This is a genomic window from Burkholderia sp. MSMB0856 (assembly GCF_001524645.2).
GTDB lineage: Bacteria > Pseudomonadota > Gammaproteobacteria > Burkholderiales > Burkholderiaceae > Burkholderia > Burkholderia diffusa.
Map to the genome: position 1 here is coordinate 2935166 of NZ_CP013427.1, position 15855 is coordinate 2951020.

A 15855-nucleotide genomic window follows, 5' to 3' on the forward strand; every position below is an offset into this window, starting at 1 on the left:
CCACGGCGACACGCGCCACCGCATCGCACCGCCCATTGCCGCACATCACAGGCATGTGCGTTGCGTCGACGCATCTCGGTAGTGAACCGCCCTTGGCAGCCCGCTGCGGAGGACTACACTAATCCTTAATGAGGTGCGGCCGGAGCCTGCGCCTTCAGGGAGACGCCGCCATGAATCGGCCGCTGAATCGCATCCTGCCGCGCGTGACCGGTAGTGCCTCGGTCTGGACGTGGATCAAGTGGTCCTTGCTGGCCGCGCTGGTGATCGCAATCGCGATCGTCGCGCGACTCGTGATGACCGAGATCGCGACATCGCGCCTGCAGGCGCACTACCTGTCCGAGCTCACCCGTGACGTCGGCTACACCGTCGAGGCCGGCGCAAGCGACCACATCCGCTTCCCCGCCAACGGGCCGTACGACCAGCGCCTCGGCTACGCGATGATTCCCGCGTTCCAGCAGCATCTGCTCGCGCGCGGCTTCGTCGTCGGCAAGCAGGCGCGCGATTCGCAACGAATGCTGTCGCTCGCCGATCACGGCCTGTTCCTGCCTTACGAAGAAAAAGACCAGGCCGGGCTGATGCTGTTCGACTCGACCGGCGCCCCGCTGTTCGCGACCGTGTTCCCGCAGCGCGTCTACGCCGACTTCGACACGGTGCCGCGCGTGATCGCGGATTCGTTGCTGTTCATCGAGGATCGCTACCTGCTCGACGCGAACCAGCCGAACCGCAATCCCGCGATCGACTGGGGACGCTTCAGCCGCGCGCTCGCCGACCAGGCGATGCACGTCGTCAACCATCATCAGGCGCGTCCCGGCGGCAGCACGCTCGCGACGCAGATCGAGAAGTTCCGCCATTCGCCCGACGGCCGCACCGCGACGCCGCCGGAGAAGCTGCGGCAGATCGCGTCCGCGTCGGTCCTCGCGTACCTGAACGGCCCGCAGACGATGCTCGCGCGGCGCGCGATCCTGGTGCGCTACCTGAACTCGGTGCCGCTCGCCGCGCGGCCGCACGTGGGTGAAATCACCGGCATCGGCGACGGTCTCGCCGCGTGGTACGGCCGCGACTTCAACGACGTCAACCGGATCCTGTCCGCGCCGACGACCGGCGACAACGTCGACGAACAGGGCAAGACGTTCCGCGAGGTGCTGTCGCTGATCATCGCGCAGCGCGCGCCGTCGTACTTCCTGAATCGCGGCTATCCGGCGCTGCAGAAGCTGACCGACAGCTACCTGCGGCTCCTGTCGACCGGCGGCGTGATCTCGCCCGCGCTGCGCGACGCGGCGCTCGCCGCGCAGATCGAGCGCAGCGCGCCGCCGGCCGCCGCGCACGTGCAGTCGTTCGTGTCGCGCAAGGCCGTGTCGTCCGCGCGCGCGTCGCTGCTGTCGGCACTCGGAATCAGCGACCTGTACCAGCTCGACCAGCTCGACCTCGAAGCCACCAGCACGCTCGACAACGGCGTGCAGCAGGCGGTCGCCGAACGGCTCGCGCGGGCGTCGACCCGCGACGGCGCGCAGGCCGCCGGCCTGTACGGCTTCGAGATGCTCGCGCCGAAGGACGACCCGTCGCACCTCACGTACAGCTTCACGCTGTACGAGCACCGCAACGGCGCGAACATGCTGCGCGTGCAGACCGACAGCGTGAACCAGCCGTTCGACGTGAACCGCGGCGGCCGCATCAACCTCGGCTCGACCGCGAAGCTGCGCACGCTGATCACCTACCTGCAGATCGTCTCCGACCTGCACGCGCGCTACGGCAACCTGTCGAACGCGCAACTCGCGAAGGTGAAGCCCGACCCGATCGACGGACTGTCGCGCTGGGCGCTCGATTACCTGTCGCATACGCGCGATCGCTCGCTGCAGGCGATGCTCGATGCGGCGGTCGAACGCAAGTATTCGGCGAGCCCCGACGTGTTCTACACGGGCGGCGGCGCGCAAGTGTTCTCGAACTTCGAGAAGTCGGACAACGGCCGCATCCTGACACTGCATGCGGCGTTCGAGCACTCGGTCAACCTCGTGTTCGTGCGGCTGATGCGCGACATCGTCCATTACGAGATGCTGCAGGCGGCCGGCCCGTCGTCGTCGTGGCTCGGCGATCCGGAGCAGCGCAAGCATTACCTCGAGCAGTTCGTCGACGGCGAAAGCAAGGTCTACGTGAAGCGCTACTACACGCGCTATGCGGGCAAGGCGCCCGACGACGCGCTCGCGCTGATGCTGCAGGACGTGCGCAAGTCGCCGCCGAAGATCGCGACGGTGCTGCGCAGCGTCGCGCCGAACGAATCGCTCGCGTGGTTCAGCGCGCGGATGCGCGCGCAGCTGAAGGGCACGCCGGCCGCGACGCTGTCGGACGACGATCTCGCCGCGCTCTACGCGAAGTACGCGATCGACCGGTTCAACCTCAACGATCGCGGCTATATCGCGAGCGTCCACCCGCTCGCGCTGTGGACGCTCAACTATCTGCGCGCCCATCCGAACGCGCCGCTCGGCGACGTTCAGCGCGACAGCCGCGATGCGCGCTTCTACACGTACTCGTGGCTGTACAAGACGCGCTACCACGCGACCCAGGACCGGCGCATTCGCCACATGGTCGAGCTGCGCGCGTACGGGGAGATCACGAAAGCGTGGCGTGCGCTCGGCTACCCGTTCGCGGAAGTCACGCCGTCATACGCGGCCGCGATCGGCGCATCGGGCGACCAGCCCGACGCGCTCGCGAAACTGATCGGCCTGATCGCGAACGGCGGCCAGAAGGCGCCGACCGAGACGATCACGCGCCTCGACTTCGCGAAGGGCACGCCGTACGAAACGCGCTTCGTGCGCGCGGCCGCGCAGCCGCAGCCGATGCTGTCGCCGGAGATCGTCGACGTGGCGCGCACGCTGCTGCGCGACGTCGTGCTCAACGGCACCGCGCGGCGTCTCGCGGGCGGCTTCACGCTGCCCGACGGCAAGACGCTCCAGGTGTACGGCAAGACCGGGACGGGCGACCAGCGCTTCAACGTCTACGCGCGCGGCGCGCGGCTGATCGAGTCGCGCAAGGTCAATCGCAGCGGCACGTTCGTGTTCGTGCTCGGCGACCGCTTCTTCGGCGTGCTGACGGCGACCGCGCACGAGCCGTACGCGGCACGCTACGACTTCACGAGCGCAATGGCGGTGCAGTTGCTGAAGTCGATGGCGCCGGCGCTCGCGCCGCTGATCGAGCGTCCCATCACGGCGGGCCCGGCGCCGCAGGCGGAAACGCCGGCGCCGCAGGCGGAAACGCCGGCGCCGCAGGCGGAAACGCCGGCGCCGCAGGCCGCGCCGGTCGAGCCGTCCTGACGACGGCCCGTGCGCTCACGCGACGACGCGCCGCTCAGTGCGAGCGGCCGTCGTAGTGCGTGACCGGCAGCGCGTCGATATCGACATCCTCGAGGCATCGCACGTTGATCGCGGCCATCGCAGTGCCGTCCGGATGGGTACCCTCGCCGAACGCATGAATCCCGCAGCGCTTGCAGAAGCGATGGCGGATCACGTGCTTGTTGAACGTATAGGTCGCGAGATGTTCGTCGGGCGTGAGGAGCTTCATGTGATCGCGCGGCACGAACCACATCAGCGCGCCCTTGCGTCGGCAGATCGAGCAGTTGCAGGCCATCACGCCCTGCAGGTCGCCTTCCACCTCGAACTTCACGTCGCCGCAGTGACAGCTTCCACGATAAAGCATGGTCGTCTCCCGGGGCGGCCCGTGCGCGACGACGGCATCCCGGCGGGACACCGTTGGCCGGGTCGGCTCAAACGAGTACAGTAGCGCGCACCCGCGTCGCTCGCAACGTGCCGCGGCGCCTGTCCCGACCCCACTCCGACCACGAGGAAAACCACCATGCTCGAACTGCGCCCCGGCTGCGAATGCTGCGACAAGGACCTGCCGCCCGATTCGCCGGACGCACGCATCTGCACCTTCGAATGCACGTTCTGCGCGACCTGCGCGGACGACGTGCTGAAGGGCCGCTGCCCGAACTGCGGCGGCGACCTGGTGGTGCGGCCGCGCCGTCCGACGAGCCTGCTCGCGAAATATCCGGCGTCGACGCAACGCGTGCTGAAGCCGGGCGGCTGCGCGAACCACTGACGGCCCGCACCGCCCTTCCCGTCAGGACATCTCGATCCGCGCGCGCGTCACTGCGAGCAGCGACGCCATCGCGCGGCGCGCGCCGTCCTCGTCGCGCACGCGAATCGCGTCGCTGACGGCCGCGTGCTCGGCGAGCGACGCATTGAACACATGCGCCCGGCGCGCGTTCAGATGCAGCTGCGCCTCGAGCGTGCGATCGATCAGCGCGCCGAGCGGCACCAGCAGTTCGTTGCCGCCGGCCTCCAGCACGCTCAGGTGAAAGCGCAGGTCCGCGCGCACCCATTCGTCCACGTTGCGCGCGGCGGCCATCGCGCGCACCGCGTCCTCGATCGCGTCGAAGGCGCCCGGCCCGTGCGCGCGCGCGGCCAGCGCGGCCGCATGCGGCTCAATCATCTCGCGCATCTCCTGCAGCTTCAGCGCGAACGCGAGCGGCGGCGCGACACGCGCGTACCAGTCGAGCAGGTCGGCGTCGAGCAGGTTCCATGCGCGGCGCGGCCGCACGCGCGTGCCGACCTTCGGCCGCGATTCGACCAGCCCCTTCGACGTCAGCGTGCGCAGCGCCTCGCGCAGCACCGTGCGGCTCACGCCGAACATCTCCATCAGGTCCGGCTCCCGCGGCAGCAGCGATTCGGGCGGATAGTCGCCGCGCAGGATCGCCGTCGCCAGCCGGAAGGCTGTCTGTCCATGCAGGTCGCGTTGAATGATCGTTCTCCGGTGACGGGCAACGCCGCGGCTGCCCACTATCTGCACAATAGTGCTATTAATACTATTTTTTACCGGTCTACGCTAGGATAACCGTCACGCATTCGACCGGCGCAGCATCGGCATGTCCGCGCCGGTCACCCCTGGAGACTCGCGACATGAAAATCACCCGCCTCGAAACCTTCGTCGTCCCGCCGCGCTGGCTGTTCCTCAAGATCGAAACCGACGAAGGGATCGTCGGCTGGGGCGAACCGGTCGTCGAGGGCCGCGCGCACACGGTCGAAGCCGCCGTGCACGAACTCGCCGATTATCTGGTCGGCAAGGATCCGCTGCTGATCGAGGATCACTGGCAGGTGATGTATCGCGCCGGCTTCTACCGCGGCGGCCCGATCACGATGAGCGCGATCGCGGGTGTCGACCAGGCGTTGTGGGACATCAAGGGCAAGCATCACGGCGTGCCCGTGCACGCGCTGCTCGGCGGCCAAGTGCGCGACCGCATCAAGGTGTATTCGTGGATCGGCGGCGACCGGCCGAGCGACGTCGCGAACAATGCGCGCGCGGTGGTCGAGCGCGGCTTCAAGGCCGTGAAGATGAACGGCTCCGAGGAGCTGCAGATCGTCGACACCTATGACAAGGTCGAGCAGGTGATCGCGAACGTCGCGGCGGTGCGTGACGCGGTCGGCCCGCACGTCGGGATCGGCGTCGACTTCCACGGCCGCGTGCACAAGCCGATGGCGAAGGTGCTCGCGAAGGAGCTCGATCCGTACAAGCTGATGTTCATCGAGGAGCCGGTGCTGTCGGAGAACGCCGAGGCGCTGCGCGACATCGTCAACCAGACCAACACGCCAATCGCGCTCGGCGAGCGGCTCTACTCGCGCTGGGACTTCAAGCACATCCTCGCGGGCGGTTACGTCGACATCATCCAGCCCGATGCGTCGCACGCGGGCGGCATCACCGAGTGCCGCAAGATCGCGACGCTCGCGGAAAGCTACGACGTCGCGCTCGCGCTGCACTGCCCGCTCGGCCCGATCGCGCTGGCCGCGTGCCTGCAGCTCGATGCGGTGAGCTACAACGCGTTCATCCAGGAACAGAGCCTCGGCATTCACTACAACCAGGGCAATGACCTGCTCGACTACCTGCGCAATCCCGAAGTATTCCGCTACGAAGACGGCTTCGTCGCGATCCCGCAGGGCCCGGGGCTCGGCATCGACGTCAACGAGGAGAAAGTGCGCGAGATGGCGAAGACGGGGCATCGCTGGCGCAACCCGGTGTGGCGTCACGCGGACGGCAGCGTCGCCGAGTGGTGATGAGGGAGTGAGATGAGGCGCGTTGCGCGGCGTGCATGCCGCGCAACGGCTTCGCGACGGCTGCCCGACAGGCGGCCGTTTTTGCATCTGCAGCACGCGACGCGCGGGCACCCGGCCCGCCACCGCGCCGCCCCGGCCGTCAGCCGAGCGCCGCGAACCCCGGCACGCTGAACGACAGCACGGCGGCCGCGACGAACACGCCGATCATCGTCAGCGCCTCGAGATGCAGGATGTTGCGGAACGTGTGCGCGTCTTCGGTCGACGCGGTCCGGCGCAGGCGCGGCAGCGCCGAGAAGCGGTTCAACCCGCCGAGCACGAGCGCGAGCGCGACGAGCAGCAGCTTGAGCAGCAGCACGCGCCCCCACGTGGTGCCGTCGAGCGGTGCGAGCGAGCCGCCGAGCCCGCGCAGCGCATTGAGCACGCCCGTGCCGAGCACGAACACGACCGCGATCGTCGACGTACGCGACAGCTGCTGACCGATCCGGATCAGCGCGCCGCGCGCGACCGACGAGCCGAGCACCGGCAGCACCGCGAGCCCGCCCGCGAGCACGAGGCCGCCCCACACCGCGGTGGCAAGCAGGTGCAGCGTCTGCACGCCGACCGCCGCGGACAGCGGGCCGGTGTCGGCCGCATGGCCGAGCGACGCCTTGCCGGCCGCGACCACGATCACCGCGAGCCACAGCACCGCATGCGCGACCGGGCCCTCCGGCTTTGCCAGCGCGACGATCGCGAGCACGACGGCGCCGGCGAACGCGACGCTCCATGCGAAGCCCGTGTGCGTCTGCGCGAGCATGACGGGAATCGCGGCGAATGCGCCGCCGAGCCCCGCGCCGCTCATCGACGCCGCTTCATACACCAGCCAGCCGAGATCGGCGAGCACGAGCGCCAGCGCCGCCGCGACCAGCGAATGTTGCGCGCGCAGCCATGCGGGATGCGACGGCGCGACGACCGGTCGCGCGCCGTCCTTGCCGAGCCACGCCTTCAGCAGCGCCGAGCCGACGGCCATCGCGAACGTCGCGTCCATCAATGCCGCCAGCGCGACCTGCCCGATCCACAAGCTGTCGATCCTCATCGCGCGCGCCCCCCCGGGAACGGCCGGCCCGCAACGCGGCGGCAAGTGGAACGACAGCGGGAAGACGGCAACGGCACGGTAGGGAACGTCATCGATGAATCCGGAAACGGGAGAAATGACTGGGTCTGCGGCGGAGGCGGCGCCGCGCGACCCGCGAGTGTACGGTCTTCGATGGTCAAAGCGCACGCCGGTTCACACAACCCGTGTACGAAGCGCGTCAAATTGTCGCAAGTCGCAAACAGGCAGGAACCGATGTCCTTTTGCCAAATAGCCGTCATTACCCATCGATGATAGAATGCCGCGTCGCAGCAGCCCGGCTGTCCTGCCGTCCATGCGCCGAGCCGATCGTAGCCCGGACAGGTCCCCGACGAATAAACATGGAGTCTCGTGTGTCTTCAAGACGCCTCTTCCGTCCGTTGCTTGCCGTTCTCCTGATCGGTGGCGCGGGCCTTACGAGCGCTGCTCAAGCGCAGACCAAGCCCACGGAGCAAGCGCACGCCCAGCAGGCGCCGCTCAAGGCACCCGATACGATGGCCGAGCGTGTGCGCGGCTGTACCGCATGCCATGGCGTTCACGGCCAGGGTACGGACAACGACTATTTCCCGCGGCTTGCCGGCAAGCCGGCGGAGTACCTGTACAACCAGCTCGTCAACTTCCGTGATGGCCGGCGCAAGTACCCGCCGATGAACTATCTGCTGACGTACCTGAACGACGATTACCTGAAAGAAATCGCCGAGCACTTCTCGGCCGAGCGTCCGCCGTACCCGACGCCGGCCAAGCCGACGCTGCCGGCCGCCACGCTCGCGCGCGGCAAGCAGCTCGTCACGCAAGGCGATCCGTCGCGCAAGCTGCCGGCCTGCGTGGCCTGCCACGGCGCGGGGCTGACCGGCATGCAGCCGGCGATCCCGGGCCTCGTCGGCCTGCACGCCGATTACCTGAGCGCACAGCTCGGCGCATGGCGCTCGGGCAACCGCCACGCGAAGGCACCGGATTGCATGCACGAGATCGCGTCGAAGCTGTCGGACGAAGACGTGACGGCCGTGACCGCGTGGCTCGCCGCGCAACCGGCGCCCGCCAACCCCGTGCCGGCCCCGGCGCGTTCGATGAAGACTCCGCTCGCCTGCGGCAGCGAACCGCAATAAGGCAAGGGAGACAGACACAATGAAACGCAAGTCCCTGTTTGCACTCTCGGCCGTCGCGATCGTCGCGGCTGCCGCCCTCGTGCCGGTCCTCTGGCCGGGCAACGACACGCTGCACGGCAACGCTGCCGTCGCGGCCACGCCGGCCGACCAGGCCGCGCTGATCAAGAAGGGCGAATATCTCGCGCGCGTCGGCGACTGTATCGCGTGCCACACCGTGCGCGGCGGCAAGTCGTTCGCGGGCGGCCTGCCGATGGCGACGCCGTTCGGCACGATGTACACGCCGAACATCACGCCGGACGACAAGGACGGTATCGGCAAGTGGACGTCGGACGACTTCTACCGCGCGATGCACACCGGCCGTTCGAAGGACGGCAGCCTGCTCTACCCGGGCTTCCCGTTCGCGAGCTACACGAAGGTCACGCGTGCCGACTCGGACGCGATCTACGCGTACCTGCGTTCGGTCCCGCCGGTCTCGGTGCCGAGCCGTCCGCATGAACTGAAGTTCCCGTTCAACAACCGCAACCTGCTGATCGGCTGGCGCACGCTGTTCTTCAAGGAAGGCGAATACAAGCCGGATCCGACCAAGTCGGTCGAATGGAACCGCGGCGCGTACCTCGTCGAAGGCCTCGGCCACTGCTCGATGTGCCACACGTCGATCAACATGATGGGCGGCCCGGTGAGCTCGGCGGCCTTCGCAGGCGGCCTGATCCCGCTGCAGAACTGGTATGCGCCGTCGCTGACGAACGACAAGGAACTCGGCCTCGGCGACTGGCACGTGCAGGAACTGTCGGACCTGCTGCAGGCCGGCGTGTCGAACAAGGGCGCGGTGTTCGGCCCGATGGCCGACGTCGTGCACAACAGCCTGCAGTACATGAGCGACGAAGATACGCGCGCGATGTCGACGTACCTGAAGTCGATCCCGCAGAAGGCTGAAGCGCCGAAGAACATGCAGTACGAGCCGTCGAAGCAATTCGGCAACGCGCTGTTCGACCAGGGCAAGAAGATCTACGCGGACAACTGCGCGACCTGCCACGCCGAAACCGGCGCGGGCAAGCCGCCGGCGTATCCGCCGCTCGCGGGCAACCATTCGATCGTGATGGAATCGGCGGTCAACCCGATCCGCATGGTGCTGAATGGCGGCTATCCGCCGAGCACGTTCAAGAATCCGCGTCCGTACGGGATGCCGCCGTTCGCGCAGTCGCTGTCGAACCAGGAAGTCGCGGCGGTCGTCACGTATATCCGGATGTCGTGGGGCAACAACGGTACGCCGATCTCGCCGCAACAGGTGAGCGACCTGCGTTCCGCGCCGCTTGACTAAATAACGCGCGACACACACGGGGGCGCGGCTGCGGGAAACCGCAGCCGCGCCCCTTTGCTTTTTGCGACGCCGTTCCCCGCGCGGGCCGCGCGAGGCGTCGCCGATCATAAAACTCAAGAGTGGTATCTATGTCTTTCGAATCTCTCGGCTTGGCCGAACCGCTCGTCAAGGCGGTCAACGAGCTCGGCTACACGTCGCCGACTCCCATCCAGCAGCAGGCGATCCCCGCCGTCCTCGGCGGCGGCGACCTGCTCGCCGGCGCCCAGACCGGCACCGGCAAGACCGCCGGCTTCACGCTGCCGATCCTGCAGCGCCTGCACACGTTCTATGCCGAGCATCGCGGCGCGAAGCGCGCGGTGCGCGCGCTGATCCTCACGCCGACGCGCGAACTCGCCGCCCAGGTCGAGGAAAGCGTGCGCGCGTACAGCAAATACCTGAAGCTGCGCTCGACCGTGATGTTCGGCGGCGTCAGCATCAATCCGCAGATCGATGCGCTCAAGCGCGGCGTCGACATCGTCGTCGCGACGCCGGGGCGTCTGCTCGACCACATGCAGCAGAAGACGATCGATCTGTCGGATCTCGACATCCTCGTGCTCGACGAAGCCGACCGGATGCTCGACATGGGCTTCATCCACGACATCAAGCGCGTGCTCGCGAAACTGCCGCCGCAGCGCCAGAACCTGCTGTTCTCGGCGACCTTCTCCGACGAGATCAAATCGCTCGCCGACAGCCTGCTCGATTCGCCCGCACTGATCGAGGTCGCGCGCCGCAACACCACCGCGGAAAGCGTCGCGCAGAAGATCCACCCGGTCGACCGCGATCGCAAGCGCGAGCTGCTCACGCATCTGATCCGCGAACACAACTGGTTCCAGGTGCTCGTGTTCACGCGCACCAAGCACGGTGCGAACCGGCTCGCAGAACAGTTGACGAAGGACGGCATCAGCGCGATGGCGATCCACGGCAACAAGAGCCAGTCGGCTCGCACGCGCGCGCTCGCGGAATTCAAGAACAGCACGCTGCAGGTGCTGGTCGCGACCGACATCGCCGCACGCGGGATCGACATCGACCAGCTGCCGCACGTCGTCAACTTCGACCTGCCGAACGTGCCGGAGGATTACGTGCACCGGATCGGCCGCACGGGCCGCGCGGGCGCGACGGGCGAAGCCGTGTCGCTCGTGTGCGTCGACGAGAAGCAGCTGCTGCGCGACATCGAGCGGCTGATCAAGCGCGAGATTCCGCAGGAAGTGATTGCGGGCTTCGAACCCGATCCGAACGCGAAGCCGGAGCCGATCCAGCAACGCCGCGGGCAGCAGCCGCGCGGCGGCAACGGCGGCGGCGGCGGCGGTGGCAATCGCCAGCCGCGTGCAGGCGGCGCCGGCCAGCCGGCCGCGAAGCGCGACGGCAATGCGCAACCGAAGGCCGCGAAGGCGGCCAAGCCGCGCACGGCCGGCGGCGCGACCGGCAATGCCGGTGGCGGCGGCGGTCGCCCGTCAGGCGGCAACGGCGCGCGTCCGGCGAACGGCAACGCCGCGCACGCCAACCGCAACCGTTCGTCGCGCAGCGGCCAGCGCGGTCACTGAAGCCGCGCGGCCGCGCGCCGCAGGTGCTCGACCTGGCGCTGCCAGCGTGCGAGCACCTCGGCGCGCACCTCCCCTTCCAGCGCGAACGTGACGCCCGTCGCGAGACGCGCATAGCCGACCCGCTGCGCATCGCCATGCGCGATCGTCGCGGCGAACCCGGCCAGTCCGCAGAAGTCCCCTTCGAGCGGCTCGATCCTCAGTTGTGCCTGAAAGAATGCGCCGTCCGCGACGAGCGTCAACGCGGCCGCGCGCCGTTGCGCCAGCGCGCGCGCCGCGCGCGATTGCGGCCATAGCGCAAGCAGCAGCGTGTGCGCGTCGCGCGCAAGAATCTCGCCGACGCTGAGCAGCGTCGTGCGCAACTGGCCATCGTCGGTCGCGACGATCAGCGATGCGGCGAAGTCGGCATGGCGTTCGAGCGCGGCGCCGTCGAACAGCGAAACGACGGCCGGCGGCCACGCGTCGAACGTCCATTGTTCGAGCGCGTGGCGATGGGTATCGGTCATGATGGCGGGCCCGGTGAAAAGCAGACGATGATGCCGAAGCATACGCGCGCCGCCGGACCGCGCGGTGACGATCAGCGCATGAACACGTGCCGCGTGATCTTCGTCAGCGGATAGTGGACACTCGGCTGGATCTTGGCAGGCAGGTCGAGCGGCTTGAGCAGCATCTTCACGCACATGTCGGCCGACAGGTTGCGCCGCACGAGCGAGCTGATGCGCGCAACGCGCTCGCGGTTGTACTGGCTGTCGCCGACACGGTCCGGGTAGCGGATCGCGAACACGTGGCGCAGCGCGATCTCCGAATCCTCGTTCTTGATTTCCAGCACGCGGCGCGTCAGCGCGCCGAGCACCGCGAGCCGGCCGTTGCCTTCGAGCTTGTTGTACTTCTTGAAGAACTTGAAGAAGTGCTTGTAGTGGCGCACCTCGTCCGATCGGATGTTGTCGGTGATTTCCTTCAGCACCGGCTCGTCCGAGCATTCGTTGATCGCGCGATAGAGCGTGGCCGTGCCCGTCTCGACAACGCAGCGCGCGACCATCTCGAGCGCGCGGGTCTTCTCGAATGCGTCGACCGAGCAGGTCTTCGAATACTCGGCGAAGAAATTCGCGAACGCGGTATCCCAGTCGAACTCGGGCCACACATGCGCGATGTACGCCTTCAGCGCGCGCCCGTGCTGCAGTTCCTCGTGCTCCCACGCCGTGTTGAGCCACGCGGACACTTCGGGATCGTCGTTGAAGAACTCGCTCAGGTTGCTCGTGTAGAGATCCGAGCCGCTTTCGATGAACGACGACGCGCACAGCAACAGCAGCAGATCCTCGTTCGCGGCGGCGCGCTGACGATCGATCCGGTTGAGGTCGATGTCCTCGATACGCCACGGCATGACATGCGTCGTTTCAGTAGGCATGGTGGTGCGCTCCCAGTCGTCGCGCGGCCGGCGGCCGGCCCCGATCTTCGGCACGGGCCCGGCGCGCCCGCAGGCGACGTTTTGCTTGCATTTTTAGTGAGTTGGTCCGGCCGAACCATCCTGGCATCTTAGCCGGACTTTTATGTTCGTGCTTCAAAGCACTGACCATACCCGACGGGCGCAGTTCCGCCGCGCATGTTGCGGTTCGTTAGACGAGTTGTTCGAACCGGTTCGCGCACGTTCGACGAGATGCGCCGCGTCAAGCGAAACGGGCGGCCATCCGGCCGCCCGTCGAGCGCAAGACTGGACTGGAAGCGTTCCGTCAGAAACCGGCCGCGAGGCCGTCGCGACGGCTGTCGCTCGCGGCCACGTAGCCGCGCTCGGGATCGTCGCGATCGAGCCGCCACACGAACTGCCCCGAGCCGAAATCCATGTAAGGATCGTCGATCGACTTGATCGTATGGCCGCGCGCGGCGAGCGCATCGACCGTGTCGCGATTCATCGTCGACTCGACGTCGAGCGTGAAGTCGCGATTGACCTTCCAGCGCGGCGCGTCGCAGGCGGCCTGCGGCTGCTGCCCGTAACCGAGCATGCGCACGACGGTCTGCAGGTGGCCCTGCGGCTGCATGTCGCCGCCCATCACGCCGAAGCTCATCACGGCCTCGGTGCGGCCGTCGACTTCCTCGGTGACGAACGCCGGGATGATCGTATGAAACGGCCGCTTGCCGCCCGCGACGACGTTCGGCGACGCCGGGTCCATCGAGAAGCCGTGCCCGCGGTTCTGCAACGCAATGCCCGTACCCGGCACGACGAGCCCCGAACCGAAACCCATGTAGTTCGACTGAATGAAGCTCACCATCATCCCGCGCTCGTCCGCCGCCGACAGATAGATCGTGCCGCCCGAATGCGGCCGGCCGGCAGCGAAGTGCGTCGCGCGTGCGCGATCGATCAGCTTCGCGCGCTCCGCGAGATACGCGTCGTCGAGCATCTGCGCGGGCGTCACGTCCATCGCGCGCGGATCGGCGACGTAGCGATAGACGTCCGCGAACGCGAGCTTCATCGCCTCGATCTGCAGGTGCTGCGAGTCGGCCGAATCGACCGGACATTCGGCCACGCCCGCATGCTCCGCGATCCCGAGCGCGATCAGCGCGGCGATGCCCTGCCCGTTCGGCGGGATCTCGTGAATCGTGTGCCGCCCGAAGCGCTTGCCGATCGGCTCGACCCATTCCGGCTGGTATGCGCGCAGGTCGGCTTCGGTCAGCGCGCCGCCGCCTTCGCGCGCGAATGCCGCGATTTGCCCGGCGAGCGCGCCCTCGTAGAACGCGCGCGGACCGTCCTTCGCGAGGGTGTGCAGCGTCCGCGCGTGGCCCGGCAGGCACATGCGCTCGCCGACGAGCGGCGCGCGCCCGCGCGGCATGAAGGTATCGGCGAAGCCCGGCAGCCCCTGCAGCTCGGGCACCGCGGCGGCCCACTTGTGCGCGACGATCGGCGACACCGAATAGCCGCGCTCGGCGATCTCGATCGCCGGCTCGAGCAGGTCCGCAAACGGCAGCGAACCGAACTTCGCGTGCAGCGCTTCCCAGCCCGCGATCACGCCGGGCACCGTGACGGTGTCCCAGCCGCGCGTCGGCTTGTTCGCGATGCCGCGTGCGTCCTCGCCGTGGCGCTGGCGGAAGTAGCCGGGGTTCCACGCGGCCGGCGCGACGCCCGACGCATTCAGCCCGGACAGCCGCTCGCCGTCCCACACGAGCGCGAACGCGTCGCCGCCGAGCCCGCACGACACGGGCTCGACCACCGTGATCGCAGCTGCCGCGGCCAGCGCCGCATCCACGGCATTGCCGCCCTTCCACAGCATCCGCAGCCCGGCCTGCGCCGCGAGCGGGTGCGACGTCGACACGACGTTGCGCGCGAATACCGGAATGCGGGTCGTCGAATACGGGTTGTGCCAGTTGAAGCCAGTCATCGGTTCCACCTCGTCGAAAGCTGAATGAACGCGCCGGACGCACGACCGGCGCGCGCGGACAGTCCGCCATTGCAGCGCGATCCGCGTGATCGCACAAATTCATTTGTCACATGAATCTATGTACTTTGCGCATGAATTCCGCGCAGCGATACGCCGCAGGCCGGTCGAACGCCCTTCCCGCCCTTACAATACCCGCTCCGCCTCACGACCTGACCGCCGAGCCATGACCCGAGATCCCCGCCTCACCCTCAACGCGCGCCAGCAGGAACTGCTCGAATGGGTGCAGCGCGACGGCTTCGTGACCGTCGACGATCTCGCCGCGCACTTCGCGGTCACGCCGCAGACGATCCGCCGCGACGTGAACTGGCTCGCCGACCTGAACCTGCTGCGCCGCTATCACGGCGGCGCGAGCCTGCCGACCAGCTCGGAAAACGTGTCGTACACCGCGCGCCAGCGGATGTTCCACGACGAGAAGCGACGCATCGCGGCGCTCGCCGCGTCGCACATCCCCGACCAGGCATCGCTGTTCATCAACCTCGGCACCACGACCGAGGAGGTTGCGCGCGCACTGAACCGCCATCACGGGCTCCACGTGATCACGAACAACCTGAACGTCGCGTCGATGATGAGCGGCTACCCGGACTGCGAGGTGCTGATCACGGGCGGCATCGTGCGGCCGTGGGACAAGGGCATCGTCGGCGAACTCGCGATCGACTTCATCCGCCAGTTCAAGGTCGACTACGCGATCATCGGCACGTCGGCGATCGAGGCCGACGGCACGCTGCGCGACTTCGACACGCGCGAGGTGCGCGTGGCCGAGGCGATCATGCAGCATGCGCGCACGGTCTACCTCGTCGCCGACCACTCGAAGGTCGGCCGCCCGGCGCTGGTGCGCCAGGGACACCTGAGCCAGGTGCATGCGCTCTTCACCGACAAGCCGCTGCCGCCGGAGATGGCCGATGCGGTGGCGAACGCGGGCACCCAGGTGTACGTCGCGGAATGACGCTTGCGATGCTGCACCGCACCTGAAACTTCAAGTGAAATCAAGAAGTTGGCGCGCCGGCTGAACCGCTTGCGGCATACGTCCCTGTCAAACTGAAAATTAACGGGGCACGATTTGTCGTTGCCCGCGCGCTCGACTAGACTCCAGTTCCCCGGCCCGTTCGCCCGATACGCCCGTGCCAAGGCGTGTGCGAATCCCAAGGCCGGCGAATACAGCTTTCCCCCCAAGCCATACCCCGTGGGGTATCGCGCACCGGCGTTCGCGCCGGCCGCGCGGG

13 protein-coding genes are annotated in these 15855 nt (G+C 68.0%); 7 read left to right on the top strand and 6 right to left on the bottom strand.

The window, feature by feature from the left end:
* Positions 1 to 170 precede the first annotated feature (170 nt).
* On the top strand, positions 171 to 3305 hold the full coding sequence (locus tag WS87_RS14940; protein ID WP_059820366.1) for a transglycosylase domain-containing protein: 3135 nt from the start codon (positions 171 to 173) through the stop codon (positions 3303 to 3305).
* A 34-nt stretch (positions 3306 to 3339) separates the two neighbouring features.
* On the opposite strand, the gene WS87_RS14945 is transcribed toward WS87_RS14940, so the two are convergent.
* Positions 3340 to 3687: a GFA family protein gene (locus tag WS87_RS14945; protein ID WP_059820367.1), complete on the bottom strand. Its 348-nt coding sequence runs from the start codon at positions 3685 to 3687 to the stop codon at positions 3340 to 3342.
* 156 nt (positions 3688 to 3843) lie between these two features.
* Here WS87_RS14945 and WS87_RS14950 point away from each other — a divergent pair, with 156 nt between their 5' ends.
* On the top strand, positions 3844 to 4089 hold the full coding sequence (locus WS87_RS14950; protein ID WP_059820368.1) for a DUF1272 domain-containing protein: 246 nt from the start codon (positions 3844 to 3846) through the stop codon (positions 4087 to 4089).
* A 21-nt stretch (positions 4090 to 4110) separates the two neighbouring features.
* Here the strand turns inward: WS87_RS14950 and WS87_RS14955 are convergent, their stop codons facing one another.
* A complete protein-coding gene (locus tag WS87_RS14955; RefSeq protein WP_236873194.1) occupies positions 4111 to 4830 on the bottom strand; it encodes a FadR/GntR family transcriptional regulator in 720 nt (239 codons plus the stop codon).
* Between the two features lie 119 nt (positions 4831 to 4949).
* Between WS87_RS14955 and dgoD the strand changes: the two genes are divergently transcribed.
* A complete protein-coding gene (dgoD, locus tag WS87_RS14960) occupies positions 4950 to 6098 on the top strand; it encodes a galactonate dehydratase (RefSeq protein ID WP_040144789.1) in 1149 nt (382 codons plus the stop codon).
* Positions 6099 to 6237: 139 nt separating this feature from the next.
* Here the strand turns inward: dgoD and WS87_RS14965 are convergent, their stop codons facing one another.
* Positions 6238 to 7170 carry a copper resistance D family protein gene (locus tag WS87_RS14965; RefSeq protein WP_059528083.1) on the bottom strand — a complete coding sequence of 311 codons (933 nt, stop codon included), beginning with the start codon at positions 7168 to 7170 and terminating at the stop codon, positions 6238 to 6240.
* Between the two features lie 377 nt (positions 7171 to 7547).
* Between WS87_RS14965 and WS87_RS14970 the strand changes: the two genes are divergently transcribed.
* The 3 genes from WS87_RS14970 to WS87_RS14980 all read left to right on the top strand — a co-directional run bounded on the left by WS87_RS14970 (position 7548) and on the right by WS87_RS14980 (position 11210).
* Positions 7548 to 8312 (top strand): c-type cytochrome, encoded by a 765-nt coding sequence (locus tag WS87_RS14970; protein WP_059528087.1) that lies wholly within the window; start codon positions 7548 to 7550, stop codon positions 8310 to 8312.
* Between the two features lie 19 nt (positions 8313 to 8331).
* Complete coding sequence (locus tag WS87_RS14975) at positions 8332 to 9630, top strand: c-type cytochrome (RefSeq protein WP_059528091.1); 1299 nt, start codon at positions 8332 to 8334, stop codon at positions 9628 to 9630.
* Between the two features lie 128 nt (positions 9631 to 9758).
* Complete coding sequence (locus WS87_RS14980; RefSeq protein ID WP_059820369.1) at positions 9759 to 11210, top strand: DEAD/DEAH box helicase; 1452 nt, start codon at positions 9759 to 9761, stop codon at positions 11208 to 11210.
* Here the strand turns inward: WS87_RS14980 and WS87_RS14985 are convergent.
* The 3 genes from WS87_RS14985 to WS87_RS14995 all read right to left on the bottom strand — a co-directional run bounded on the left by WS87_RS14985 (position 11204) and on the right by WS87_RS14995 (position 14575).
* A complete protein-coding gene (locus WS87_RS14985) occupies positions 11204 to 11713 on the bottom strand; it encodes a hypothetical protein (RefSeq protein ID WP_059820370.1) in 510 nt (169 codons plus the stop codon). The two genes, WS87_RS14980 and WS87_RS14985, sit on opposite strands and share 7 nt — an antisense overlap.
* Before the next feature lie 71 nt (positions 11714 to 11784).
* Positions 11785 to 12612 (bottom strand): ferritin-like domain-containing protein, encoded by an 828-nt coding sequence (locus tag WS87_RS14990; protein ID WP_059528332.1) that lies wholly within the window; start codon positions 12610 to 12612, stop codon positions 11785 to 11787.
* A 322-nt stretch (positions 12613 to 12934) separates the two neighbouring features.
* Positions 12935 to 14575: a gamma-glutamyltransferase family protein gene (locus WS87_RS14995; protein ID WP_059820371.1), complete on the bottom strand. Its 1641-nt coding sequence runs from the start codon at positions 14573 to 14575 to the stop codon at positions 12935 to 12937.
* Between the two features lie 223 nt (positions 14576 to 14798).
* Between WS87_RS14995 and WS87_RS15000 the strand changes: the two genes are divergently transcribed.
* On the top strand, positions 14799 to 15578 hold the full coding sequence (locus tag WS87_RS15000) for a DeoR/GlpR family DNA-binding transcription regulator (RefSeq protein ID WP_044846783.1): 780 nt from the start codon (positions 14799 to 14801) through the stop codon (positions 15576 to 15578).
* Positions 15579 to 15855 lie beyond the last annotated feature (277 nt).